The following is a 25,595-nucleotide window of genomic DNA, read 5'->3' as shown; positions in this document are numbered from 1 at the left end:
GGTGGCCTTCACCGCACTTACCGGGCTAGATCTTCGTGCACTGACCCGCGACCGGGCCGCGGACCGTGTTCGGCAGGTCGTGGTCCGTCGGGACCGGCGAGTTCGCCGCGCACGCCAGCGGGCCGCCCACCGTGCTCGACGTCAGGACCGGGCCGTGGTTGGCGGTCAGCGCGACCGGGCCGGCGATGTCGGTCAGCTCGATCGACACCGTCCCCGTCGCCCCGGTGATCGCCACCGGGCCACCCACCTTCGTGCGGTTCAGCACGACCTGCGCGGCGCCGGTCGCCGCGAGCGGGCCCTTGATCTGGCCGCCGCGGACGATCAGCGAAGCGCCGCCGCCCACCGTGACCGGGCCGGAGATCGTCGCGTCCTGCAGGCACACCGTGCCCGACGTCACCGACAGCGGACCGGACTGAGTGCCCGTCACCGTCTTCGTGCACGCCGCGTCCGGCTTGCCCAGCAGCTCGAACTCGGCCAGCTGCGCCGGGGCGCCGGTGCTGGTCGCGGTCACTTCGAGCTTGTAGTACGCGTAGTGCGCCGGGTTGGCGACCTTGAACGCGCGGGTCTGCTGCCGCCAGCTGAACGCCTGGTTCGCCTGCTGGTCGGCCACCGCCCACGTCTTGCCGTCGTAGGAGCCCTTCAGCGTCCAGCTCTTCGGGTCGCCCGCACCGGTCTGGGACGTCAGCGTGTAGTTCGTGACAGCCTCGTCGGTGCTGTTGAGCTGGTACTGCACGGCCCCGGTGACGGCGGCCTGGGTGCGTGACGTGTTGTCCACCAGCGCCTTGGCGTCGGAACCGTCCGAAGTGGACAGCGTACCCCGGCCGGGACCGGTCTCGTCGTGCAGCGGCGCCGGGACGGCGTCGCCCTGGGTGATCGACTTCGGCGCGTCGTTCGGGCCGGTGCCCCACTTCGACGGGTTCGGGCCCATGTCGAAGTCGATGACCCCGCCGCGAGCGATGACGTCCTGCGACAGCGACGTCGAGGAGTACGCCTTGCCGTTGACCTTCACGCCCTGGACGTAGACGTTCTTCGCGCTGTTCTTCGGCGCGTTGATCACCAGGTCCTTGCCGCCGGCCAGGTGGATCGTCGCCTTCTTGAACAGCGGGGACCCGATCGCGTAGTCCGGGCTGCCCATCTGCAGCGGGTAGAAGCCCAGCGCGCTGAAGGTCCACCACGCCGACTGCTCGCCGTTGTCCTCGTCACCCGCGTAGCCCTGGCCGATCTCGCTGCCGGTGTAGAGCCGCGAGAGCGCCTCGCGGACCTTCTCCTGCGTCTTCGACGGCTGGCCCGCGTAGTCGTACATGTAGAGCGTGTGGTGCGAGGCCTGGTTCGAGTGACCCAGCTGGCCCATCCGGACGTCGCGGGCCTCCCGCATCTCGTGGATCACGCCACCGTAGGAGCCGGGGAAGTTCGCGGTCTCCTGGTCGGCGAAGAACGCGTCCAGCTTCTTCGCCAGCCCTGCCTTGCCGCCGTAGAGGTTCGCCAGGCCCTGACCGTCCTGCGGCACGGAGAACGCCATGCCCCAGCCGTCGGTCTCGGTGTAGTCGATGCCCCACACCCGCGGGTCGTAGTCCTGCGGCGACCGGCTGAACTTGCCCGCCGCGTCCCGGCCCTGGAAGAACCCGACGCTCGGGTCGAACAGGTTCACGTACTGCTGCGCGCGGCTGGTGAAGTACTCGTAGTTCGACAGGTACTCCTGCTTGCGCGGGTCGCTCGCCGGGGCCTCGTCGTAGAGCTTCTTCGACAGGTTCGCGATGCCGAAGTCGTTGACGTACCCCTCGATCGACCACGAGAAGCCGTGGTCGGCGGTGTTGGGCGCGTAGCCGAGGAACATGCCCTCGTCGACGCCCTTGCGGCCGACCGCGTTGTTCGGCGGGGTCACCGTCGCGTCCTTCAGCGCCGCGTCGTAGAACGACTTGACGTCGAAGTTCTTCACGCCCTTGAGGTAGGCGTCGGCGAAGGCGACGTCGGCGCTGGTGCCGGTCATCAGGTCGGCGTAGCCCGGGGACGACCAGCGCGAGATCCAGCCGCCGTCGCGGTACTGCTGCACGAACCCGTCGACCATCTTCCCGGCCATGTCCGGGGTGAGCAGCGAGTACGCCGGCCACGTCGTGCGGTAGGTGTCCCAGAACCCGTTGTTGACGTAGGTCTGGCCGTCGACGATCTTCGACCCGGTCTGCGTCGGGGTGTCCGCCCCGGCCTTCGGCGAGACGAAGCTCGCGTACTTGTAGGCCGGCTTCTCGGTCGTGCCGGTGTTCTCGAACGCCGAGTTCGGGTACAGGAACAGCCGGTAGAGGTTCGAGTAGAGCGTCGTGATCTGGTCCTTCGACGCGCCCTCGACCTCGATCACCTTCAGCTGGTCGTCCCACGTGCGCTGCGCGGCGTCGCGGACGGAGTCGAAGGTCGCGGCCGGGGCGATCTCCTGGGCCAGGTTCTTCTTGGCCTGCTCGACGCTGAGCAGCGACGTCGCGATCCGCATGGTCACGGTCTTGTCGGCGCCGGCGGCGAACCGCAGGTAGCCGGTGACGTTGTCGCGGCCCTGCCCGGTGAGCTTGCCGCCCGCGGTGACCGGCTTGTCGAAGGTGGCGTAGACGAACATCCGCCCCGCACCGGCCGACAGACCGCTCTTGGCGTCGGTGAAGCCGGACAGCGTGCCCGTCGCCGGGTCGAGCGTCAGCCCGCCGGAGTTGTTCACGTTGTCGAAGATCAGGCTCGAGTCCGCGCCCGGGAAACCGAACCGCATGACCGCCGCGTGGTCGGTCGGGGCGATCTCGGTCTTGATCCCGTTCTGGAACTGCACCCCGTAGTAGTGCGCCCGCGCGGTCTCGTCGCTGTGCTTGAACGCCAGCGCGCGCTTGTCGCGGTTGGCGTCGGGCACCCCGGCGGCCGCGGACGGCATCACCTGGAAGCTCTGCCGGTCACCCATCCACGGGCTCGGCTCGTGGCTCACGCTGAACGCCTGGAGCGCCGGCAGGTTGTCCGCGTTGTTCTGGGTGCTGTAGTTGTACAGCCAGCTGTCGGACCCGGCGTCGGTCACCGGCGTCCAGAAGTTGAAGCCGTGCGGCACCGCGGTCGCCGGGAAGTTGTTGCCCCGGGAGAACGTGCTGTTGGCCATCGTGCCGCGCGTGGTGAGCACGTTGTCGCTCGGGCGGGTGCTGGCCGGCGGGGTCGGCGTCGCCGAGATCTTGACGTCGTCGAGCCAGCCCTGCAGTGAACCGGGGCCGTCGGGGTTGTCGTAGCCGACCAGGATCCGGTCGATCGTCTTGCCCTTGGCGACCGTGCCGATCGCCGAGCGCACCAGGTTCCACTGGTTGGTGTAGAGGACCTTGCTCTTGCCCTGGCCCTCCGGCGTCAGCGGGAAGCCGTACTGGTCGGTCGCGCCGAGGTCGCGCAGCCGGGTCCCGTCGGTGAAGACCAGGTCGATCGCCACGTTCGTGCTCTGGTACTTCAGGTCACCGGTGATGAACTGCGGCTGCACCTTGTAGGACAGCTCGGTCGAGGCGACGACCGGGACGTCGACGTCGAAGACCTTGTTGTAGGACCAGCCGTGGCCTTCCGCGGTCTGGCTGCCGGAGTAGCGGAACGCCTTGAGCCCGGTGTAGCCGACGCGGTTCTTGTTCGTGTACCCGCTGGTCGGGCCGGAGTCGGTGAAGCTGCGCATGTTCGGCAGCGGCGGCGGCGCCGGCTCGTCGTTGGCCAGCAGCAGCTCCGAGAGCTGCAGGATCGGCCCGCCGTTGTTGCGGGTGACGTTCAGCCGGAAGAACTTGAACGCGGCGCTCGGGGCGGCCAGCGTGTAGTCCTTCTGCTGGAAGCGGGCGGTGAACGCCTGGTCGGCCTGCTTGTCGAGGTCGGTCCAGGTGAGGGCGTCGTTCGAGCCCTGCAGCGTCCAGTCCTTGGGGTCGCGGTTGTCGAAGTCGTTGGCCGAGGACAGCGCGTAGTGCGTGATCGACGTCGGCTCCGACAGCGACAGCTGCGCCCACGCGGTCGGGTCCCAGGACAGCCACTTCGTGTCGGTGGTCCCGTCGAAGAGATTCGACACGACCTCGCCGCCGCTGGTGTTCTCGCTGCTGGCGCTGCTTTCGGTGACCTTGCCGCGGATGTCGCCGGGGATGGCGGTGCCGTTCGCGCCGTTGATCCCGGACGCGCGCGGCTTGCCTGCGGCGTCGGTGTCCACGGTGTCGGTCCAGGTCGGCTGGACGTCACCGGCTTCGAACGAGGACGAGAAATCGGCGGGCAGAGCTTCGTCGGCGGCGGCCGGGACCGCGGGGACGGCGACCAGGCCGGCGGCGACCACGGCGGCGGTCACCAGGAAAGCGACCGGTGGTCTGGCGCTTCGGGGCATCATTGCTCCCAGTGCTGGAGGGCGGGTTCATCAAGCGCCGCGCAGGCGGGGACCGGCGGCGCCCAGGAAGACAAACGCGCGGGTGACATCGATGTCAAGGCTGCCGGTCAAACCTGGCCAGAAGTGGACAACTCGACGGCCCCGGCCCCGTTGACGGGCACTCGACCGGGCCACCGGACTCCCCGGTCCGACCGCGCGCGGTAACCGGATCCCGGCCAGTTCACCCGATCGGTAAGGTCACCGCCATGACCGACCCCGCCGACCGGGTCCTCTCCCGGGCGTCCCTCGCCGCAGGCAATCCGACCGGCTGGTTCGACCAGCTCTACACCGCCGCCGAGCGCGGCGAGGCGGAAGTCCCCTGGACCCGCGGCGAACCCAACGCCGACCTCGCCGACTGGGTCGAGCCGGGTGAAGGCCGCCGCGCGCTGGTCGTCGGCAGCGCCCTCGGCGACGACGCCGAGCTGTTGGCTTCCCACGGCTGGGCGGTGACGGCGTTCGACGTCGCCCCGACCGCGGTCAAGGCCGCCTGCGCCCGCTTCCCGGACTCCGCGGTGGACTACGTGGTGGCCGACCTGCTCGCCCCGCCGGGGGAGTGGCGGCACGCGTTCGACCTGGTCGTGGAGATCATCAACGTCCAGGCGATGCCCCGCGAGTACCGCCCGAAGGCACTGTCCGCGCTGGCCGGCTTCCTCGCCCCGGACGGCACGCTGCTGGTCTCCGAGGTCGCGGAGGAGAGCACGGACACCGAGACGTGGGTCGGCCCGCCGTGGCCGTTCAACCGCGCGGAGATCGCCTCGATCGCCCAGGACGGCGTCCACCTGGTGAGCCTGGAAACCATCCGCGACGGCGGCCGCTACTGGGCCGAGTTCACGCGGTAGCCAGGAACCGGGACAGCACCCGCGTCCCGAAGTGCAGGCCTTCGACCGGGACGCGCTCGTCCACGCCGTGCGCCATCGCCCGGTACGGGAAGCCCTTCGGCAGCCACAGCGGCGCGAACCCGTAGTTGTCGATGCCCAGCTGCGCGAACGCCTTCGCGTCCGTCCCGCCGCCCAGGCAGTACGGCACCACCACGGCCTCGGGGTCTTCCGCCCGCAGCGCGTCGGCCATCGCCGAGAACCACGGCGAGTCCACCGGCGCCTGCACCGGCGGCTGGTGCGCGACGAACTCCCGCGTCACCCCTTCGCCGAGCAGTTCGTCCAGTTTCGCGAACAACGACTCCTCGGTGCCCGGCAGCACCCGGACGTCGACCTGCGCGGTCGCCGTCGACGGGATGACGTTCACCTTGTAGCCGGCGTCCAGCATCGTCGGGGTGGTGCTGGTGCGGACCGTCGGCAGCACCAGCGAACCCGCCGGACCCAGCGCGGCCACCGTCGCGTCCACATCGGACAGGTCCACCGGGACGCCCAGCGCCGCGCCGGTGCGTTCCAGGAACGCCCGCACCGCCGGGGTCAGCGACACCGGCCACTCGTGCGCCGCGATCCGGTGCAACGCGCCCACCAGCCGGGTGACGGCGTTCTCGGCATTGGGGCGCGAACCGTGCCCGGCGCGGCCGCGGGCGGTCAGGCGCAGGTGCGCCGTGCCGCGTTCGGCCGTCCCCACCGGGTACAGGCGCACGTCACGGCCGTCGGCCGCCGGGACGTGGTAGGTGTAGCCGCCGGACTCGCTGATCGCCGCCACGCAGCCTTCGAACAGCTCGGGGTGCTCGGCGACGAGCCAGTGCGCGCCCCACTCGCCGCGGTCCTCCTCATCGGCGACGAACGCCAGCACCAGCTCACGCCGCGGCCGCACGCCGCTCGCCAGCGCGGCGAGCACCATCGCCACGAAGTCCTTCATGTCGGTCGCGCCGCGGCCCCACAGGTACCCGTCGCGCACCTCGCCCGCGAACGGCGGCACCGACCAGTCCGCCGCGTCCGCCGGGACGACGTCCAGATGGCCCTGCACCAGCAGCGCCGGCAGCGACGGGTCCGTGCCGGGTACACGCGCGATCACGCTGGCCCGCCCGGGCGCCGCTTCGAGGAGCTGAGACGGGATCCCCAGGCCGGCCAGGAACGCGGCCACGTACTCCGCGGCCGGGCGCTCGGGCTCGGCGTCGTTGCCGCCGCGGTTGGTCGTGTCGAACCGGATCAGGTCCGCGCACAGTTCGACGACGTCAGCCATAGATGCCCTGCACCGCCCCCGCCGCGATCGCCGTGACGACCTTGAACGCCTTCATCGCTTCGGTCATGTCCGGCGCGTCGAACCCGACCCGCCGGGTGCCGATCTGCTCCACCGTCGGGATCACCGCCGTCGCCTGCGCCAGGTGGCTCGCGTCGAACTCCACCTCGATCCGGTGCGCCCGGACCCGCCGCTCCTCGCGCCCGGCCCGCGCCATCGCGTCGGCCGCCGCGCCGGTCAGCAGCTCCGCCGTGCGGGCCGGCGGCAGGCAGATCGCCGCGTACCGGCTCACGCACTCCTTCACCTGGACCAGCTCCGCCTCCGGAGCGTAGTCACGGGCGTCTTCACACGTTTCGTCGTCACCCGAAACGAGCAGGACGGGGACGCCGTACTCGGCGGCCACCGCCGCGTTCAGCCTGCCCTCGCTCGCCGGGACGTCGTCCAGCCAGACCCCGGTGATCTGGTTCTCCAGGTAGGTGTGGGAAAGCACTCCGTCGAACCCGGCACCGGCGTGGTAACCGAGGAAGACGACACCGTCCACACCGGAATCGATGCCCTGCATCATCGACATCGGCTTGTGCCGCCCGGTCAGCATCCGCGCCCGCGGGTCCAGGTCCTCCAGCAGGAGGTTCCGCTGCGACGAATGCGCCTCGTTGACCAGCACGTCCCCGGCCCCGGCGTCGAACAGCCCGGCCAGCACCGCGTTGACGTCGCCGGTGAACAACCGGCGGAAGCGGTCCCACTGCGGCGATCCGGGCACGACGTCGTCGGTCCAGGTGACGCCGGTGGCGCCTTCCATGTCCGCCGAGATCATGATGCGCATGCCCGGCACTCTAGCCAGCCCGTCCCGGCCCCGGACGCGGAATCCCCGATCACGCTGCGTCGTCGAAAGCGATCGATAACGATCGGACACCTGCCGGGGCGGGAACATATTGCGCGGTTGTCCCGGTATGTGGTTACTTCTCGTCCTTGGGGAGGCTCACAAGCGAACGATGGGGTGGTTTTTGGTGCATGTGCAACGCAGACTCGGCCGGGTGGCGGCGGTGCTCGCCGTGGCGGCGCTCGGGGCGGTCCCGCTCGCGGCGCCCGCCCAGGCCCAGCAGGGCAAGGTGCTGCGCGTCGCGCTGACCACCGGCATCGACCACCTGAACCCGTTCACCGCCGTGCTCGCCGCGTCCACGCAGATCGGCCGGTTCACCTACGAGTTCCTGACCGTCCCGAACGCCGAGAAGGCCGAGGCCTCGCCCGCGCTCGCCGAGTCGTGGACGCCGTCGCCGGACAAGCTGACCTGGACGTTCAAGATCCGCACCGGCGTCAAGTGGAGCGACGGGAAGCCGGTGACGGCCAAGGACGCGGCCTACACCTTCAACCGGATGCTCACCGACGAGAACGCCCGCACCGCCAACGGCAACTACGTGGCGAACTTCGAGACGGTCACCGCGCCCGACGACACCACGCTCGTCATCAAGACCAAGACCGTGCAGGTCAACATGAACCTGCTCGACGTCCCGATCGTGCCGCAGCACATCTGGGAGCCGGTCACCGACCTCAAGGACCCGAAGACCGACGACCTGGCCATCGCCGGCGTCTCCGACGGCCCCTACCAGGTCACCGAGTACAAGCCGAACGAGTACGTCAAGTTCAAGGCCAACAAGGACTACTGGCGCGGCGCCCCGAAGGTCGACGAACTGCAGCTGCTGCAGTTCAAGGACACCGAAGCCGCGGTCAACGCGCTCAAGCAGGGCGAAGTCGACGTCATCAACCGGCTCAACCCCAACCAGTTCGCCGCGCTGCAGGGCCAGGAGGGCATCACCACCAACGCCGCCCCGGGCCGCCGCTACGACGAGCTGTCGATCAACTTCGGCGTCCAGGACAACGCCAACCATCCCATCGGTGACGGCAACCCCGTCCTGAAGGACATCAACGTCCGCAAGGCGATCACCCAGGCCGTCGACACCCAGGCGATCGTGGACAAGGTGCTCAAGGGCCTCGGCCAGGTCGGCGGCGGCGTCGTGCCCGCCGTCTACGGCGCCTACCACTGGGACCCCAGCGACAGCGAGAAGGTCAAGTTCGACCTCGCCGCCGCCAACACCACCCTGGAGCAGGCCGGCTACCAGAAGGGCCCGGACGGCATCCGCACCGCCCCCGGCGGCGCCAAGCTGGAACTGCGCCTGACCGGCCACTCCAACCGCAGCTACGACCAGGGCGTCGCCCAGTACGTCTCCGGCTGGCTCAAGGAAATCGGCATCGCCGTCAAGCAGGACCTGGTCTCCGACGACGAGCTGTCCGACCGCACCGCCACCGGCAAGTACGACCTTGCCATCGGCGGCTACGGCACCAACCCCGACCCGGACTACGCGCTCTCGCTGCACACCTGCGCCGCCCGCCCCAGCGCGGACGCCAAGGGCGGCAGCACCGACACGTTCTTCTGCGACGCCCAGTACGACGAGCTCTACAAGAAGCAGCTGACCGAGACCGACGACGCCAAGCGCGCCGACTACGTCAAGCAGGCCCAGGCGCGGCTCTACAGCCAGTACCCGACGATCGTCCTGGACTACCAGAACGCGCTCGAGGCCTACCGCTCCGACAAGTTCTCCGGCTTCACCACCCAGCCGCAGCCCAAGGGCGCGATCCTCGAGCAGACCGGCTACTGGGGCGTCTACGGCGCCACCCCGGCCGGCACCGAGAACACCGCCGACTCCGGCTCCGGCAACACCGTGCTGTGGATCGTCATCGGCGCGGTCGTCGTGGTGGTCCTGGTCGGCGGCGGGATCGTCCTGAGCCGCCGCGGCAAGACGTCGGAAGACCGCGAGTAGGCATGACCGCCCCCGAACAAGCCGCGGTGCTCGTCGACCCCGACGAGCACCGCGGCGGGACCGGCACCGCCCGGTTCGTCCTCCAGAAGGTCCTCGAAGCGGTCGTCAGCGTCGTGCTGGTGGTCGTCCTGTTCTTCTTCCTCTTCCGGATGCTCCCCGGCGACCCCGTCGCCGCGATGACCCGCGACCGCGTCACCAGCCCCCAGCAGATCGCCGAGCTGCGCGAGAAGATGGGCGTCGACAAGCCCGTCTTCGTCCAGTTCGGCCAGTACTTCTGGGACCTGCTGCACGGCGACCTCGGCGAGTCCCGGCTGCTCAACAACGGCCGCCCGGTCGCCGACATGATCGGCGAACGGCTCTGGCCGACCATCCTGCTCGTCGGCAGCGCCACCGTCCTGGCCGTGCTCATCGGGCTGTGGCTGGGCATCCGCGCCGCCTGGCGCCGCGACAGCTTCTTCGACCGCGCCCAGACCGGGATCGCCCTGACCCTCTGGTCGGTCCCGCAGTTCTGGCTCGGCCTGATGCTGCTCGTGGTGACCAACGGCCTGTTCCCCAGCCGCGGCATGCACTCCCCGGACGCCGCGCCCGACGTCCTCTCCCAGACCCTCGACGTCCTGCACCACCTGGTGCTGCCGTGCGTGACGCTGCTGGCGGTGTTCTACGCCCAGTACATGCTGATCATGCGGTCGTCGCTGCTGGGGGAGATGAACGCCGACTACCTCACCACCGCCCGCGCCAAGGGCCTGCGCGACGACCTCGTCCGCAAGCGCCACGCCGTCCCCAACGCCCTGCTGCCGACCACCACGCTGGTGTTCATGCAGTTCGGCCAGGTCGTCGCCGGCGCGGTCACCGTCGAGGCCGTGTTCAGCTGGCCCGGCCTCGGGCAGCTGACCTACGACGCCCTGCACGGCCCCGACCTGCCGGTGCTCCAAGGCGTGTTCACCGTGCTGGCGAGCGCGGTGGTGCTGATGAACCTGCTCGCGGAGCTGCTCTACCGCGTGCTCGACCCGAGGGTGCGTACCTCATGACCACCGCGGAGACACCGCGCCGGATCGCGTGGAGCCGGCGGCGCGCGTCGATCGTCCGGACCTGGCGGGAGTTCGCCGGGCAGCGCGCCGCGCTCGTCGGGCTGGTCCTGCTCGGCGCCACCGTGCTCGTCGCCCTGCTGCTGCCGCTCATCAGCGACCAGAGCGGCCTCGACGTCACCAAGGCGACCGGCGAGCCGCTTTCCCCGCCCAGCGGCGAGTTCTGGCTCGGTACCGACAACTTCGGCCGGTCCGTGCTGCTGATGACCGTCTGGGGCAGCCGGATCTCCCTGCTCGTCGGGTTCTCCGCCGCGCTGCTGTCGGTCATCATCGGCACGCTGATCGGCATCGCCGCCGCGCACTTCGGCGGCTGGGTGTCGGCCGCGCTGCTGCGGTTCACCGACTTCTTCCTGGTCCTGCCGTCGCTGATCCTCGCGATCGCGCTCTCGGCGGTGCTGCCCAAGGGCGTCGGCACGATCATCGTCGCCATCGGCCTCACCGCCTGGCCCAGCACCGCCCGGCTGGTCCGGGCGCAGACGCTGACCATCGAAAGCCGCCCCTACATCGAACGCGCCCACGCCCTCGGCGGCGGCCACCTGCACGTCATCGGCAAGCACGTCCTGCCCGGCGTCATGCCGCTCGTGCTGGCCAACACCACGCTCGTGGTCGGCAACTCCGTCATCGCCGACGCGACCCTGTCGTTCCTCGGCGTCGGCGACCCCAACTCCGTCACCTGGGGCCTGGTGCTCGAAAGCGCGCTCAACAACGGCGCCATCAGCCGCGGCGCCTGGTGGAACGTGCTCCCGCCGGGCATCGCGATCGTCCTCGTCGTCCTCTTCTTCACCCTGGTCGGCCGGGGCCTGGAGACCGTGCTCAACCCGAGGTTGAAGAAGTGACCACCCCGCTGCTGCAGCTCACCGGCCTCACCGTCACCTACGCGGTCGGAGACCAGGAGGTGCCCGCCGTCCGCGGCGTCGACCTCACCCTCGACCCCGGCGGCACCCTCGGCGTCGCCGGGGAGTCCGGGTCGGGCAAGTCCACCGTCGCCATGAGCGTGCTGCGGCTCCTGCCGCGCTCGGCGAAGATCACCGGCGAGATCGCCCTCGACGGCGAAGACGTCACCGCCATGAAGTGGGGCCGCCTGCGCGCGGTCCGCTGGGCCGAGGCGTCGGTGGTGTTCCAGGGCGCCATGCACGCGCTCAACCCGGTCCGCAAGATCGGCGAGCAGATCGCCGAGCCGATCCGGCTGCACCCGCCCGAGGGCGGCGCGCTCACCGACGCCGCGGTCGACGCCCGCGTCGCCGAACTGCTCACCCAGGTCGACCTGCCCCCGGGCCGCGCCGGCGCCTACCCCCACGAGCTGTCGGGCGGGCAGAAGCAGCGCGTCATGATCGCGATGGCACTGGCCTGCTCGCCCCGGCTGATCATCGCCGACGAGCCGACCACCGCCCTCGACGTCATCGTCCAGGCCCAGGTCCTCGCCCTGCTCTCGCGGCTGGTCGCCGAACAGGACATCGGGCTGATCATGATCAGCCACGACCTGTCCGTCCTCGCCTCGACCTGCGAGCGCATCGCCGTGATGTACGACGGGCAGATCGTCGAGGAAGGGCCCAGCGCCGAGGTGATGGGCGCGCCGAAGCACGAGCACACCCGGGCGCTCGCCGCGGCGTTCCCGACCGTCGGCGACCCCGTGTCCCGCTTCGCGCCGGCGACCAGCACCCCGCTACTGCCCGAACCGGCCGACCGCGTCGCCGGCGGCGAGCCGCTGCTGGCCGCGGAGAACCTGCGCGTGTCCTTCCGCGACCGCACCGGCAAGCGGATCGACGCCGTCGCCGGGGTCGACCTCACGGTGTCGCGCGACGAGATCGTCGCGCTGGTCGGCCAGTCCGGCTCCGGCAAGACAACGCTCGCCCGGACGCTGCTCGGCCTGCAGAAACCCGACTCCGGCGTGGTCCGCTACGACGGCAAGCCGGTCCCGGCCTCCGGCGCCGGCCTCAAGGCCTACCGCCGCCAGGTCCAGCTGGTGCTGCAGGACCCGACCAGCGCGCTGAACCCCGCCCACACCGTGTACGAGGCCGTCGCCGAAGGCCCGCGGATCCACAAGCTCGCCGACGAGCGCGCGGTCGTCCACCGGGCACTGGAGGCCGCGGAACTGCGGCCGGCGGAGAAGTACGCCGACCGGCTCCCGCACCAGCTCTCCGGCGGCCAGCGCCAGCGCGTCGTCATCGCCGGTGCCCTGGCGCTCGAGCCGTCGATGCTGGTGGCCGACGAACCGGTCGCCTCCCTCGACGCGTCGGTCCGCGGCGAGATCCTCGGGTTGCTGCTGCGGCTGCGCCGCGAACTCGGCCTGGCCGCGCTGGTGATCACCCACGACCTCGGGCTGGCCTGGAACATCGCCGACCGCGTCGCCGTGATGTACCGCGGCGAGCTGGTCGAAACCGGGACGGTGGAACAGGTCCTGCTCGACCCGCACCACGAGTACACGAAGTCCCTGCTGGCCGCCCTGCCCGGCGGCACGGCCCAGCGCCGCACCGTGGAAACCTGACACTGCGGGAAGCCCGCCCAGGCGCGGTGTGTAATCTCCGAACGGAAATGGCGACCACCACCGACCCCGCACAGACGCCCTCGGCCGGACTGGCCGAGCGGCTCCGCGTGCCCTCGCGATTCCCGTACCGCACGATCGCGATGGGCACCGTCGGGAGCACCCTGCTCATGCTCGCCGCCTTCGGCGCCGGCGGCATCCTGATCAAGGACCCCGTGCTCGGCCACGGCCCGCTCTCGTGGATCCGCTACGGCCACGGGCGCATGCTCGCCAACGCCGTCCTCTACACCGGCTTCGGCCTCGTCGTGTGGGCCTGGGTCCGCCTCGGCCGCTACGTGCTGGCCGGGCGCATCGGCAGCCGCCCGATCCTGGTCGCCGCGGGCTGCTGGATGGCGCCGCTGCTCATCTCGCCGCCGCTGTTCACCCGCGACGTCTTCTCCTACCTCGGCCAGGGCGCCCAGCTGCTCTACGGGCTCGACCCGTACGCCAACGGCCCGGCCGAGCTCGACGTGCTGCCGAACGTGGTGCAGAACGTCCACCCGCTCTGGCAGACCACCCCGGCCCCGTACGGGCCGCTGTTCCTGCTGATCTCGAAGGGCGTGGTCGCCACCACCGGCGACAACATGATCCTCGGCGTCATCCTGATGCGCGTCGTCCTGCTGGCCGGGCTCGCCGGGACGCTGTGGGCGCTCCCGCGGCTGGTCAAGCACCTCGGCGGCAAGCTCCCGGTCGCGCTGTGGCTCGCGGTGGCCAGCCCGATGATGGTGATCCACCTCTTCGGCGGCCCGCACAACGACCTGATGATGCTCGCGTTCCTCACCATCGGCGTCCTCGCCGCCCTGGAGCGCAAGCACGTCGTCGCGGTGGTCCTGGTGACGATCGGCATGCTCATCAAGCCGACGGCGGCGATCGCGCTGCCGTTCATCGTCTGGATGTGGGCCAACCACCTCCCCGGCGAGTCGAAGGTCCGCAACTTCCTGCGCGCCGGCGCGGCCTCGGTCGGCCTGTTCCTGCCGGTGTTCGTGGCGGGCACGTGGATCTCGCTGGGCTCGCTCAACATGGGCTGGTGGTCCGGGCTCAAGGCCCCGCAGCTCATCGCGAACTGGCTCAACATCCCCACCGGCATCGGCGAGGTGTTCTACAACCTGGTCCACATCGTCGTGGACGTCCAGGTGTCGCCGTTCGTGACGGTGGCCCGGGCGGCCGGGATGCTGCTGCTGATCGCCTTCGGCGTCCGCCAGTGGTGGCTCGCCCGCGGCGGCGGCACGGAGGCGGTCTACCGCGCGGGCATCTCCCTGCTGGCGGTGGCGATCCTCATGCCGCCGACCCTGCCGTGGTACCTGACCTGGGGTTTCGTGCTCCTGTCGGCGTTCAAGTGGCAGCCGCGCCACCTGGCGCTGGTGGTCGCGGTGTCGGTGTTCGTGACGCTCGTGTACTACCCGACGGGCGAGCAGGCCCTGTACGACTGGTGGTTCATCGCCCTGGTCGTGGTGGCCAGCCTGTACTCGGCGGCGTCCCTGCTGCGGCCGGACCCGCTGGGCATCATCGACGCGTGGCGCCGCCCGGAGAAGTTCCTCAGCGACCACCGCTCGTGAGTGTTCAGGGCGGTCGGAACCGCCCTGAACACTCACGACCCCGACCAGCCGCGCCAGGTGTGGACCGTCGTCACCACCACCGCGTGCTCCGGTGGGCGGGCCACGTACTGCTCGTACTTCGCCACCAGCCACGAAACCGGCTCCGCCCGCTCGGACACCACCTCGGCGACGCCGTCCGCCCGCGCCCACCACAGCTCCGCCCAGTCCTCCGCGTACCCGTCGGCGAGGAAGCACACCGCCGGGTTCTCCGCGATGTTCGCCAGCCGCCGCAACGACGTCGACGACTTCGGCTTGTGGTCCACCGCGAACACCACCTGATCCCCGTGCACCGCGAACGTCACCGGCACCAGGTGCGGCACCCCCGAAGCCGACGCCGTCGCCAGCCGCGCGACCCGCGCCGCGGCGAACCGGGCGCGGGCCTCCTCGGCCGAGAGCTTCACGTCAGCGCGGGGGAGTCGAACGTCAACGTCCCCAGGTCCGCGTCGAGCGTCACCGGCACGCCCAGCGGCAACGTCGGCGACGACGCCACGTGCCCGAACCCGAACTCCTCGACCACCGGCACCCCCAACGGCCCCAGCCGCTCCAGCAGCAACCCGCGCACCTCCGCCGGGTCGCCGCACGCCGCCCACGAACCCAGCACGATCCCCCGGACGCCGTCGAACCAGCCGGCGCGGAGCAGCTGCGTCAGCATCCGGTCCAGCCGGTACACGCTCTCCGTCACGTCCTCCAGCAGCACCACCGCGTCCCGCGCCGAACCCGCCTCCGGCGTGCCGAGACCGCCCGCCAGCAACGACAGGTTCCCGCCCGTCAACGTCCCCGAAGCCCGCCCCGGCACCAGCGGGGCACCGCCGCGGACCACCAGGTTCCGCTCGGGCTCGAACAGCGCCCGCCGCAGGTGCTCCACCGCGAAGTCGTCGAACAGCACGCTCGCCGGCATCGGGGAGAATAAACTGGACAGTCCCAAGTGGACGTCCACCGCCCGGTGCAGCGCCGTGATGTCCGACGACCCGGCCAGCACCTTCGGACCCGCGTCCCGCAACGCCGCCCAGTCCACCAGGTCCAGCATCCGCTGCGCGCCGTACCCGCCGCGCGCGGCCAGCACGCAGCGCACGCCCGGATCCAGCCACGCCTCGGTGAACTCCGCCGCCCGCGCCGCGTCCGAACCGGACAGGTACGGCGGCGATCCGGGCGTCGAACGCACGCACGGCCCGACGCGCACCTCGACACCCCAGCCGCTCAGCACCGGCAGCGCTTTCTCCAGCAGGTCCGCCGGCACCGGCCCGGACGGCGCCACCAGCGCCACCGTGTCACCGGCCCGCACCCGGGGCGGCCTCACCGGGACAGCTCCAGGCGCGCCACGGCCGGCGTATCGAAGCCCAGCACCTGGCCGTAGAACGACAGCTCCGCCTCCAGCGCCGCCACGATCGTCGCCGCCTGCCGGAAGCCGTGCTGCTCACCCGGGAACCGCTGGTAGGCGTACGCGATGCCGCGTCCGGCCAGCCCGGCCACGAACCGGTCCGCCTGTTCCGGCGGGCAGATCCGGTCCTCCAGCCCCTGCTGGAACAGCACCGGCCCGGCCAGCGACGCGGCGTTCGCCAGCGGCGACCGCTCGACGTACCGCTGCTTCGCCGCCGGCAACGGCCCGACCAGCCCGTCGAGGTAGCGCGACTCGAAGTCGTGCGTGTCGCCCTCGTCGCCGGTCCACCCGGCCAGGTCCAGCACCGGGTACATCACCGTGCCCGCCCGGTACGTCTTCGTCGTGGTCAGCGACGCCGCCGCGGTGAACCCGCCCGCGCTGCCGCCGCGGATCCCCAGCCGGCCGCCGTCGGCCAGCCCGGCCGCCACCAGCGCCTCGGCCACCGCCACGCAGTCGGCCACGTCCACCACGCCCCACTGCTCGCGCAGCCGCTCCCGGTAGGCCCGGCCGAACCCGGTCGACCCGCCGTAGTTCACCGCCGCCACGCCGATGCCGCGGCTGGTGAAGTACGCGATCTCCAGGTCCAGCACCGGGAAGTGCTGCCCGGTCGGCCCGCCGTGCACCTGCACCAGCAGCGGCGGCAGCTCACCACCGGGAGCCGCGAACTCCGGGTTCGCCGGCAGGTACAGCACCACCGGGACCTCGTCGCCGCCCGCGGTCGTGATCACCCGCTCCTGCGGCACCGGCAGGTACTCGGCCGGCAGCTCCGGCTGCGGCGTCAGCTCGGTCAGCACCGACCCGGCCAGGTGCACGACCGCGGCTTCCCGCACCGGCCCCGCCGCGACCCCGGCCACCCCGCCGTCGAAGGCGGCGAACCCGGTCGAGGACCACGCCGTCAGCTCCTCGCCCAGCGGCGTCACCGAGCCGTCCGCCTCGTCGAGCACGGCGAGCCGTCCCGACGCCAGCACCGCGTGCCGCCCGCCGCCCAGCGGGGCGAACCAGCGCGAACCCGCTTTCCAGAGCGGCCCGCCCAGTTCCTGTTCCACCGGCGCGAGGTTGACCACCGACCCGTCCAGGCCGACCCGGTGCAGGTTCCACCAGCCGTCCGGGTCCAGCAACGCCAGCAACGTCGAAGACGTCTCCCACTCGACCTGGCACACCGAAACCTCGGCGCCGCCGGCGAGGACTTCGTGCGGCCCGAACGAACCGTCCTCGGCCACCGGCGCGACGCACAGCTCGGTCCCGTCCCACGGCATCGCCGGGTGGTCCCAGCCGAACCAGGCCGCGTGCCGCCCGTCCGGCGACAGCTTCGCCACGGTCAGGAACCGGTGGCTCGCGGCCAGCACCCGCTCGCCGCCGGACAGCGCGATCGCCACCAGCTCCCGCTCGACGTCGGTCGGCCGCGGCCCGGTGGCGCGCTCGCGCACCGCCCACACCTCACCCGACGCCCCGGCCCGGAGGTCGCCGTAGCGGACGCCCTGGGGCTCGGCGGGCTCCGGTGTCAGCGGCACCACACCGGTTTCGCTCAGCGCGTAAACCCGCTGATCCGACCAGTGCGTGAACACGACGGCACCGCCGGTGACCGCCCACGGCCGCCCGCCGTACTCGTGCAGCCGGTTGCGGACGTTCCACGGGGCGGGCAGCACGTCCTCGGTCCCGCCCGGCACGGCCTTCACCAGGGCGACCCTGCCCTGCTCACCGGGCCGCGCCTCGGCCCACCACACCTCGTCCCCGACGACGTCGAGCCACTGCGGGCCGCCACCGGCGGCGGCCACCTCGGCGGCGGTGATGGGCGAAGACCAGGTTCCGTACGGGGAGATCCGAGACACCCCCAGAGGCTAGCGGCCCGCGAAGGTGGGGCGGCGGATGCCGATCATGCGGCCGTGGCCTAGGGTCGACAGTGCTATGTCTCGCGTAATCCACGTCTTCCGCCAGCCGGATCGTTTCGTCGCCGGCACCGTCGGCGAGCCCGGCGATCGCACGTTCTACCTCCAGGCATCGGAGGACGTGCGCACCATCAGCGTCACCATCGAGAAGCAGCAGGTCGTCGTCCTCGCGGAGCGGCTCAGCTCGCTCCTCGAAGAGGTCGCCAGCCGCTTCGGCGCCGACGTACCCGACGACGTCCCCGAGGACCTCGTCGACGTCGACCCCCTCACCGTGCCGGTCGAGGAGGAGTTCCGCGTCGGCACGATGGGCCTCGGCTGGGACGCCGACTCCAGCGCCGTCGTCATCGAGCTGCTCGCCATCACCGAGGGCGAGGTCGACGAAACGGTCGTGCTCGACGACACCGAGGAGGGCCCGGACGCCGTCCGCGTGTTCCTCAGCCCGGCCGCCGCCCGCGCCTTCGCCGAGCGAGCCGACCGCGTCGTCAACGCCGGCCGCAAGCCGTGCCCGCTGTGCGGCGAGCCGCTCGACCCGGCCGGCCACATCTGCCCCCGGCAGAACGGCTACCGGCGCGAGACCGACGCGGACGAAGACTGACCATGGCCCCCACCCCCGATCCGGCCGACCCGGCGTCGCGCGAGCTGGTCACCCACGGCCGCATCGACGTCGAAGGCCGGCTGGTGGACGCCTCCAACGTCACGCTCTTCTGCGCCATCGAGCTCGACGGTGTCACCGGCCGGGTCGTCTACAAGCCGGTGTCGGGGGAGCGGCCGCTGTGGGACTTCCCCGACGGCACGCTGGCCGGACGCGAAGTAGCCACCGCGATCATCGCCGACGCCGCCGGCGTCGGCGCCATCCCGCCGACCGTGCTGCGCGACGGGCCGTTCGGTCCCGGCATGGTCCAGCTGTGGGTCGAGACCACCGAGGACGACCTCGTCGAGGTCCTCCCGCCCGACGACGTCCCCGACGGCTGGCGCCCGGTGCTGCACGCCCACGACCGGCTCGGCGAACCCGCGGTGCTGGCCCACGCCGACCACCCCGGGCTGCGCGACCTCGCCGTGCTCGACATCGTCGTCAACAACACCGACCGCAAGGGCGGGCACCTGCTGCCCGGCGTCGACGGCCGCGTCTACGGCGTCGACCACGGCATCTGCCTGCACACCGACCCGAAGCTGCGCACCGTGCTGTGGGGCTGGATCGGCGAGCCGGTACCGCCGGACGTCGTCGAGAAGCTGCGCAAGCTGCGTTCGGAGCTCGACGGCGGCCTCGGCGAGACCCTGGCCGAGCACATCACCGGCTTCGAGATCCGCGCGCTCGCCGACCGCACCGACGTCCTGCTCGCCGAAGGCATCTTCCCCGAGCCGGGCGACGACTGGCGCGCCATCCCGTGGCCGCTGTTCTGATCGACGCCGCGACCCGGGCCCGGCTCGTCGGCCGTTTCGGCGCCGACCTGGCCGAACCCTGGTGCGACACCTTCCCCGGCCTGGTCGCCCGCCTGAGCGCGCGGTGGGGGCTGACCGTCCGCGAGGCCCGGCCCGGCAACACCGGCCGCACCCTGCTGTGCACCGGCCCCGGCGGCGACCTGCGCGTGCTCAAGCTGACCCCGGACCCCGAGGTCGCCCGGCTCGAGGCCACCGGCCTGCGCGCCTGGGCCGGGTGCACGCGGGCGGTGCAGGTCCTCGGCACCGACCTCGACGCCGGCGCGATCCTGCTCGAAGGCCTGGTCCCCGGCACCGAACTGCGCGGCCGCGAGGTCCCGTGGCCGGAGCTGGGCGAAATGCTGGCCGAGCTGCACGGCGTCAAGCCCTCTGAAGACCTGCCGCCGCTCACCGACCGGGTGACGTTCATGTACGACATCACCGAGCGCACCGTCGTGGGCTCGGGCTCCGCGGCCGAGCCGTACCTGACTCCGGAACTCCTCGCGCGGGCCCGGCACCGGGCGATGGCACTGGCCCAGGACGGACCGGTCGCGGTCGTGCACGGCGACCTGCACCCGGGCAACGTCCTCGACGCCGGCCCCGGCCGCGGCCTGGTCGCGATCGACCCGCGACCGAGCGTCGGCGACCCGGCCTTCGACCTCGCCGACTGGCTCTACCTGCCGCTGGCCGCCGGCGGCACGCTGGACGACGGCGTCGAAGCGCTCCGGCCGCACCTGCCCGGCCTCGACGCGGACCGCGCCCTCGCGTGGTGCGCCGCGCTCGCTCCGCTGGCCGCCCACGCACCGCTGCGCCGCGGCGAGCGCACTCCGTTCACCGAAGCCCTGCTGGAACTGTCCCGCTGACCGGCGTGGCACGCCCCGCCGAGGGCGCCACGGCCGCTAAGTTCCCAGGTCGTGCGCTCCCACTCCTATGACGACGTGCTCGCCGGCAAGCGCCGCAAGAAGGTGCCGGAGGTCCCCGCCGAACCCGGGCTCGTGGTCGAGGACCCGGTCAGCGGCTTCTGCGGCGCGGTGGTGAAGATCGAGTACGGCAACGTCGTGCTCGAAGACGCCAAGGGCCGCCACCGCGTCTTCCCGTTCGTCCCCGCCGGCTTCCTGCTGGAGGGCAAGCCGGTGACGCTGGTGCCGTTCAAGGCCCCGGCCAAGGCACCCGAGCGGCAGATCTCGGCGTCCGGCTCGGTCAAGGTCCAGGGCCTGCGGGCCCGCGTCGCCCGCGACTCCCGCATCTGGGTCGAAGGCAAGCACGACGCCGAGCTCGTCGAACGCGTCTGGGGCCACGACCTGCGCGTCGAAGGCGTCGTCGTCGAACCGCTGGACGGCGTCGACGTGCTCGCCGACCGCATCGCCGAGTTCGGCACCGGCCCCGGCCGCCGCCTGGGCGTACTGGTCGACCACCTCGTCCCCGGCAGCAAGGAGTCGCGGCTGGTCGCGGCCGTCCGCGACGAGAACGTGCTGGTCACCGGGCACCCGTACATCGACGTCTGGGAAGCCGTGCGGCCCGCGGCGGTCGGGATCGAGGCGTGGCCGAAGATCCCGCGCGGCACCGAGTGGAAGCAGGGGATCTGCGACGCGCTCGGCTGGGGGCAACCTTTCGAAGGCTGGCAACGTGTCCTGAGCGGGGTGAGCAGTTTCCGCGACCTCGAGACCCCGCTCATCGGGGCCGTGGAGCGGCTCATCGACTTCGTCACCGAACCCGCCGAGGAGGACTGAATGTCCGATTTGTCCCAGGTCACGCGAAGGTCACGTCCCGTCACTGCGCCGGTGCGATCCGGCGCGATCTGAGAGCATGAAGCCATGTCTTGGGCACTGGTCTGGTTGATCGTCGGCATCGCCCTGATGATCGCGGAAGTCGTCTCCGGCGACTTCGTGCTGATCATGCTGGGGGTCGCCGCGCTCTTCGGCGCCGGCGCCGAGGTGCTCACCGGGAACGTCTTCATCGACGTCGCCGTGTTCGCCGTCACCTCCGTCGGCATGCTCGTGCTGGTGCGGCCCGCGCTCAAACGGCGCTTCCTCGCCGGCCCGACCCACCACACCGGCATCGAGGCGCTGATCGGGGCGCGCGCCGTCGTCGTGTCCACAGTGGACTACGAGGCGGGCCGGGTGAAGCTGGCCGGGGACGTCTGGTCGGCGCGCAGCATGTCCGAGCACCTCCCGCCCATCCAGCCCGGCACGTCGGTCACCGTCGTCGAGATCTCCGGGGCCACCGCCGTCGTGGCGACCGAGCCGTGAGCCTCGGTCTCGTCACCGTCGGCGAAGGCCGGGCCGCGGTGATCGAACGGCTCGGGAAGTTCCGCGTCGTCCTCGGTCCCGGCCGTCACTTCGTGCTGCCCTTCGTCGACAGCGTCCGGGTGCGCGTCGACCTGGGCGAGCAGATCCTGTCCGCGCCGCCGCGGCCGGTCGCCACGGGGGACGGCAAGGAGGTCGACGCCGGCTTCGAAATCGTCTTCACGATCACCGACCCGCAGCTGGCGACCTACGCGATCAGCAACCCGGCCATCGCGATCGAACAGCTGGTGCGCACCGCGCTGCGGCAGGAAGCCGGCCGGACCACCGCCGAGCGCGCCGTCGCCGCGCCGGGGGACCTCCACCGCACGGTGTGGACGGTCCTGCGCGACACCACCGGCCGCTGGGGCGTCGCCGTGCGGAAGCTCGAGCTTTCGGTACGGCGCCCGGCGGCACCCGAGACACCGTCAACCGCGCAAGAATGGTACTAGGTAAGGGGAAATTCTCTTGACCGGATTTGTGATCGGGCTGGTCATAGCCTTGGCCCTGCTCGTGGTCATCACGATAGCCAAGGCGGTCATGGTGGTGCCGCAGGCCCAGTCCGCCGTGATCGAACGGCTCGGCCGGTTCCGCACGGTCGCCTCACCGGGCCTGAACATCCTCGTGCCGTTCCTGGACAAGGTGCGCGCCCGGATCGACCTGCGCGAGCAGGTCGTCTCGTTCCCGCCGCAGCCGGTGATCACCGAGGACAACCTGACGGTGTCGATCGACACCGTCGTGTACTTCCAGGTCACGGACTCGCGCGCCGCGGTGTACGAGATCTCCAACTACATCGTCGGTGTCGAGCAGCTGACCACCACCACGCTCCGCAACGTCGTCGGTGGCATGAGCCTCGAGCAGACCCTGACCTCCCGCGACTCCATCAACACCCAGCTGCGCGGGGTGCTGGACGAGGCGACCGGCCGGTGGGGCATCCGCGTGAGCCGGGTCGAGCTGAAGGCGATCGACCCGCCGCCCTCCATCCAGGACTCGATGGAGAAGCAGATGCGCGCCGACCGCGAGAAGCGCGCCATGATCCTCACCGCCGAAGGTCAGCGGGAGTCCGCGATCAAGACGGCGGAAGGTCAGAAGCAGAGCCAGATCCTCTCCGCCGAAGGTGCCCGCCAGGCCACCATCCTCGCCGCCGAAGCCGAGCGGCAGTCCCGGATCCTGCGGGCGCAGGGTGAGCGGGCCGCGCGGTACCTGCAGGCGCAGGGTCAGGCGAAGGCGATCGAGAAGGTGTTCGCCGCGATCAAGGCCGGCCGCCCGACCCCGGAGGTGCTGGCCTACCAGTACCTGCAGACGCTGCCGCAGATGGCGCAGGGCGACGCGAACAAGGTCTGGATGATCCCCAGCGACTACGGCAAGGCCCTCGAAGGCTTCGCCCGCGCGCTCGGTGCCCCCGGTGACGACGGGGTCTTCCGCTACGAGCCGCCGAAGGAGGACGACGTCCCGGCCAAGCCCGACCTCGAGGACGAAGAGGTCTCCAGCTGGTTCGAGACCAAGAGCGATCCGAAGGTCGCCGAGGCCGTCGCGGCCGCGGAAGCCGTGGCCCGCAAGGAGGTCCCGGCGATCGGGGCCCCGTCGGCGCCGTCCGCGCGGCCGTCGATCCCGCGCCCGTCCCAGCCGCAGCCCGCGCCGGAACCGGACGAGGACCGCGGCACGGAGGTCACGCCGGCCCCGCAGCAGCCGCCGACCCCGCAGAGCGGCCAGCCGGCGCTGCCCCAGCCGCAGTCCCCGGCCGGGCCGCCCCCGGGTGCCCAGCAGTACCAGGGCCAGCCGGTACCGCAGTCGCCGCCCCCGGGCCAGTTCGGCGGCCCGCAGCAGCAGAACCCGGGCAGCGGGCCGTTCCCGCAGCAGCCCCCGTTCGGCGGCCCCCAGGGCGGCCCGCGCCGCTGACGCACCGAACACCGTGAAGGCCACCTCGAGTCGAGGTGGCCTTCACGGCTTTCAGCGCTGGTACACGGAAACGTCGTCGATGTCGGCCTTCGAACGGTCCTTCAACGCGATCACGCACGCCACCGTGACCACCGCCGAGAGCACGATGTAGCCCGAGATCGAGTACGGCGTCCCGGTCGTGTGCAGCAGCCACGTCGCCAGCAGCGGCGCCGGCCCGCCCGCGAACACCGAAGCCAGCTGGTAACCCAGCCCGGCACCGCCGTAGCGCAGGTGCGTCGGGAAGCTCTCGCCGATCAGCGCCGCCTGCGGCCCGTACTGCAGCGCGTGCGGGACGAACGACACCACCACCGCGACGAACACCAGCGCGTGGCTGCCGTGCGCCAGGATCGTGAAGTACGGGAACGCGATCACCGCGGTGAACACCGCGCCGGTCAGGTACACCTTCTTGCGTCCGAAGCGGTCCGACAGCGACGAGAACAGCGGGATCAGCGCCAGTTCGCACGCCGCCCCGACGAGGACCGCGTTGAGCACGAACGTCTTGCTGAACTCGTGGCGCGCGACGACGTAGATCAGCACGTAGCTGGTGAACAGGTAGAACGGCATCTGCTCGCTGAACCGGACGCCGGCCGAGAGCAGGATTTCCCGCCAGTGGTGCTTGATCGCGTCGAGCACCGGCGTCTTCGCGGTCTGCCGGTTCTCCACGAGCTTGGCGAACATCGGCGTCTCGAGGATCTTCAGCCGGATCACCAGGCCGACCCCGACCAGGATCAGGCTGGCCAGGAACGGCAGCCGCCAGCCCCAGGAGTCGAACGCCTCGGGGGAGAGCGTTGCCGACAGCAGCGTCATGCCGCCGGTGCCGAGCACCAGCCCGACCGGGACGCCGATCTGCGCGAAACTGCCCAGCAGGCCGCGTTTCCTCTGGTCGCCCCACTCCATCGCGAGCAGCACCGAGCCGCTCCACTCACCGCCGATGGCGATGCCCTGCACCAGCCGCAGCAGCACCAGGAGCAGCGGCGCGGCGAACCCGATCGCCGACGTGCCGGGCAGCATCCCGACCACGCCGGAGGAGATGCCCATCAGCAGCAGGGTGACGATCAGCGTCGCCTTCCGTCCGATCCGGTCACCCCAGTGCCCGAAGATCGCGGCCCCGACCGGGCGTGCGGCGAACCCGACCGCGTAGGTGGCGAAGGACTGCATGGCTCCCGCGTACGCACTCGACGCGGGGAAGAACAGGTGCGGGAAGACCAGTGCCGCCGCGGTGTTGTAGAGGAAGAAGTCGTACCACTCGATCGTCGTGCCGATCGCGCTCGCCAGCGCGGCCCGCCGGACCTGCACCTTGCCGGACTTGCTGTCCGCCTCCACCTTGTGAGTGACGCCGTTGTCGCCCAGGACCATCTCGCAACACCTCCGGTGACTGATGTCACACGACAGTGTGACGCCCGTGGAAGGTTTAGGCGATCGATGACCGGTATCTCGTCCGGTCGGTGATGAACTAAAGTGCAGATTCGGCAACTTTGCAGATTCGGCAAAACTCGCTATGGTGGGTGCATGGACGCCAAAGGCCTGCGCGAGCGCAAGAAGCACGAGACGCGCATCGCGCTGAGCTGGGCGGCCATCCGGCTGACCGTCGAACGCGGCTTCGACAACGTCCGGATCGAAGACATCGCCGCCGAAGCCGGGGTGTCCACGCGGACCTTCAGCAACTACTTCGGCAGCAAGGGCGAAGCCATCGTCGCCCGCCACCACGACCGGGCGCGGGCGATCGCCGCCGCGCTGCGGGAGCGGCCCGACGGCGAACCGATCTGGGAGGCCGTCACCCAGGCGGCGCTCGAGGGGTTCCCGCTCGGCGAGCCCACCGGGCAAGCCGCCGACCGGTCGTGGATCGAAGGGCTGCGGCTGATGGTCGCGGAACCCGCACTGCAGGGCGAGTTCCAGAAAGCCGGCGCGGCGGCCGAGGCCGAGTTCGCCACCGCCGTCGCCGACCGCACCGGCACCGACCCGGCCCGGGACATCTACCCGCGGCTCGTCGCGGGGGTCGTCGGGGCCGCGCTCAACGTCGTCACCCAGCAGTGGCTCGTCGCTGAGCCGCCCCCACCGCTCGAAACGCTCCTGCGCGACGTGTTCGGCCGGCTCGCCGCCGGCCTGCCCGAACCGCGCTGACCCATCCGAATCCGAAGCTGCCCGCTCGACGGGCCATTTCGTGCTGCCCACAGTGCTTGCC

At 71.4% G+C, this 25,595-nt stretch carries 21 protein-coding genes; 14 read left to right on the top strand and 7 right to left on the bottom strand.

The annotated features are described in order from the left end of the window. Positions 1-25 precede the first annotated feature (25 nt). Complete coding sequence (locus tag MUY14_RS13760) at positions 26-4,342, bottom strand: GH92 family glycosyl hydrolase (RefSeq protein ID WP_247025125.1); 4,317 nt, start codon at positions 4,340-4,342, stop codon at positions 26-28. Positions 4,343-4,587: 245 nt separating this feature from the next. Between MUY14_RS13760 and MUY14_RS13755 the strand changes: the two genes are divergently transcribed. Continuing rightward, a complete protein-coding gene (locus tag MUY14_RS13755) occupies positions 4,588-5,220 on the top strand; it encodes a bifunctional 2-polyprenyl-6-hydroxyphenol methylase/3-demethylubiquinol 3-O-methyltransferase UbiG (RefSeq protein WP_247023381.1) in 633 nt (210 codons plus the stop codon). Here MUY14_RS13755 and MUY14_RS13750 read toward each other — a convergent pair. Together MUY14_RS13750 and MUY14_RS13745 are read right to left on the bottom strand one after the other, a co-directional pair. Continuing rightward, positions 5,210-6,499, bottom strand: coding sequence for a M20/M25/M40 family metallo-hydrolase (locus MUY14_RS13750; RefSeq protein ID WP_247023380.1), 1,290 nt, complete (start codon positions 6,497-6,499; stop codon positions 5,210-5,212). The genes MUY14_RS13755 and MUY14_RS13750 overlap by 11 nt on opposite strands. Further along, positions 6,492-7,319, bottom strand: a complete 828-nt coding sequence (locus MUY14_RS13745) for a M55 family metallopeptidase (RefSeq protein WP_247023379.1) — start codon at positions 7,317-7,319, stop codon at positions 6,492-6,494. Before MUY14_RS13745 ends, MUY14_RS13750 begins: the two co-directional genes overlap by 8 nt. A gap of 169 nt (positions 7,320-7,488) precedes the next feature. Here MUY14_RS13745 and MUY14_RS13740 point away from each other — a divergent pair, with 169 nt between their 5' ends. The 5 genes from MUY14_RS13740 to mptB are packed head-to-tail and all read left to right on the top strand — an operon-like array spanning position 7,489 to position 14,474. After that, complete coding sequence (locus MUY14_RS13740) at positions 7,489-9,312, top strand: ABC transporter substrate-binding protein (RefSeq protein ID WP_247023378.1); 1,824 nt, start codon at positions 7,489-7,491, stop codon at positions 9,310-9,312. A 2-nt stretch (positions 9,313-9,314) separates the two neighbouring features. Then, positions 9,315-10,340 (top strand): ABC transporter permease, encoded by a 1,026-nt coding sequence (locus MUY14_RS13735; protein WP_247023377.1) that lies wholly within the window; start codon positions 9,315-9,317, stop codon positions 10,338-10,340. Next, positions 10,337-11,233: an ABC transporter permease gene (locus MUY14_RS13730; protein WP_247023376.1), complete on the top strand. Its 897-nt coding sequence runs from the start codon at positions 10,337-10,339 to the stop codon at positions 11,231-11,233. Before MUY14_RS13735 ends, MUY14_RS13730 begins: the two co-directional genes overlap by 4 nt. Continuing rightward, entirely contained in the window at positions 11,230-12,882 is a 1,653-nt protein-coding gene (gene nikE, locus MUY14_RS13725; protein WP_247023375.1) for an ABC transporter ATP-binding protein, read from the top strand. Before MUY14_RS13730 ends, nikE begins: the two co-directional genes overlap by 4 nt. A 47-nt stretch (positions 12,883-12,929) precedes the next feature. Next, complete coding sequence (gene mptB / locus MUY14_RS13720; RefSeq protein WP_247023374.1) at positions 12,930-14,474, top strand: polyprenol phosphomannose-dependent alpha 1,6 mannosyltransferase MptB; 1,545 nt, start codon at positions 12,930-12,932, stop codon at positions 14,472-14,474. 32 nt (positions 14,475-14,506) lie between these two features. Here mptB and MUY14_RS13715 read toward each other — a convergent pair whose 3' ends face one another. The 3 genes from MUY14_RS13715 to MUY14_RS13705 are packed head-to-tail and all read right to left on the bottom strand — an operon-like array spanning position 14,507 to position 17,720. Continuing rightward, complete coding sequence (locus MUY14_RS13715; RefSeq protein ID WP_247023373.1) at positions 14,507-14,914, bottom strand: TIGR03668 family PPOX class F420-dependent oxidoreductase; 408 nt, start codon at positions 14,912-14,914, stop codon at positions 14,507-14,509. Further along, entirely contained in the window at positions 14,911-15,810 is a 900-nt protein-coding gene (locus tag MUY14_RS13710; protein ID WP_247023372.1) for an LD-carboxypeptidase, read from the bottom strand. The genes MUY14_RS13715 and MUY14_RS13710 overlap by 4 nt, the downstream gene beginning before the upstream one ends. Next, positions 15,807-17,720 (bottom strand): prolyl oligopeptidase family serine peptidase, encoded by a 1,914-nt coding sequence (locus tag MUY14_RS13705; protein ID WP_247023371.1) that lies wholly within the window; start codon positions 17,718-17,720, stop codon positions 15,807-15,809. Before MUY14_RS13705 ends, MUY14_RS13710 begins: the two co-directional genes overlap by 4 nt. Before the next feature lie 76 nt (positions 17,721-17,796). Between MUY14_RS13705 and MUY14_RS13700 the strand changes: the two genes are divergently transcribed. The 7 genes from MUY14_RS13700 to MUY14_RS13670 all read left to right on the top strand — a co-directional run bounded on the left by MUY14_RS13700 (position 17,797) and on the right by MUY14_RS13670 (position 23,374). Next, positions 17,797-18,372, top strand: coding sequence for a DUF3090 domain-containing protein (locus MUY14_RS13700; protein ID WP_247023370.1), 576 nt, complete (start codon positions 17,797-17,799; stop codon positions 18,370-18,372). A 2-nt stretch (positions 18,373-18,374) separates the two neighbouring features. Beyond that, positions 18,375-19,178 (top strand): SCO1664 family protein, encoded by an 804-nt coding sequence (locus MUY14_RS13695; protein WP_247023369.1) that lies wholly within the window; start codon positions 18,375-18,377, stop codon positions 19,176-19,178. Further along, complete coding sequence (locus MUY14_RS13690) at positions 19,163-20,056, top strand: aminoglycoside phosphotransferase family protein (protein WP_247023368.1); 894 nt, start codon at positions 19,163-19,165, stop codon at positions 20,054-20,056. Before MUY14_RS13695 ends, MUY14_RS13690 begins: the two co-directional genes overlap by 16 nt. Before the next feature lie 51 nt (positions 20,057-20,107). Then, positions 20,108-20,923, top strand: coding sequence for a DUF3097 domain-containing protein (locus tag MUY14_RS13685; RefSeq protein WP_247023367.1), 816 nt, complete (start codon positions 20,108-20,110; stop codon positions 20,921-20,923). Positions 20,924-21,007: 84 nt separating this feature from the next. Next, a complete protein-coding gene (locus MUY14_RS13680; RefSeq protein ID WP_247023366.1) occupies positions 21,008-21,442 on the top strand; it encodes an NfeD family protein in 435 nt (144 codons plus the stop codon). After that, positions 21,439-21,927 carry an SPFH domain-containing protein gene (locus MUY14_RS13675; RefSeq protein ID WP_247023365.1) on the top strand — a complete coding sequence of 163 codons (489 nt, stop codon included), beginning with the start codon at positions 21,439-21,441 and terminating at the stop codon, positions 21,925-21,927. Before MUY14_RS13680 ends, MUY14_RS13675 begins: the two co-directional genes overlap by 4 nt. An 88-nt stretch (positions 21,928-22,015) precedes the next feature. Continuing rightward, complete coding sequence (locus MUY14_RS13670; protein WP_396126849.1) at positions 22,016-23,374, top strand: SPFH domain-containing protein; 1,359 nt, start codon at positions 22,016-22,018, stop codon at positions 23,372-23,374. Positions 23,375-23,425: 51 nt separating this feature from the next. Here MUY14_RS13670 and MUY14_RS13665 read toward each other — a convergent pair whose 3' ends face one another. Beyond that, positions 23,426-24,769, bottom strand: a complete 1,344-nt coding sequence (locus tag MUY14_RS13665) for an MFS transporter (RefSeq protein ID WP_247023363.1) — start codon at positions 24,767-24,769, stop codon at positions 23,426-23,428. Between the two features lie 153 nt (positions 24,770-24,922). On the opposite strand from MUY14_RS13665, the gene MUY14_RS13660 reads away from it, so the two are divergent. Beyond that, positions 24,923-25,534 carry a TetR family transcriptional regulator gene (locus MUY14_RS13660; RefSeq protein ID WP_247023362.1) on the top strand — a complete coding sequence of 204 codons (612 nt, stop codon included), beginning with the start codon at positions 24,923-24,925 and terminating at the stop codon, positions 25,532-25,534. The last annotated feature ends 61 nt before the right edge of the window (positions 25,535-25,595 follow it).

Source organism: Amycolatopsis sp. FBCC-B4732 (genome assembly GCF_023008405.1).
Classification (GTDB): domain Bacteria; phylum Actinomycetota; class Actinomycetes; order Mycobacteriales; family Pseudonocardiaceae; genus Amycolatopsis; species Amycolatopsis pretoriensis_A.
This window is presented reverse-complemented; position numbering and strand designations above follow the sequence as displayed.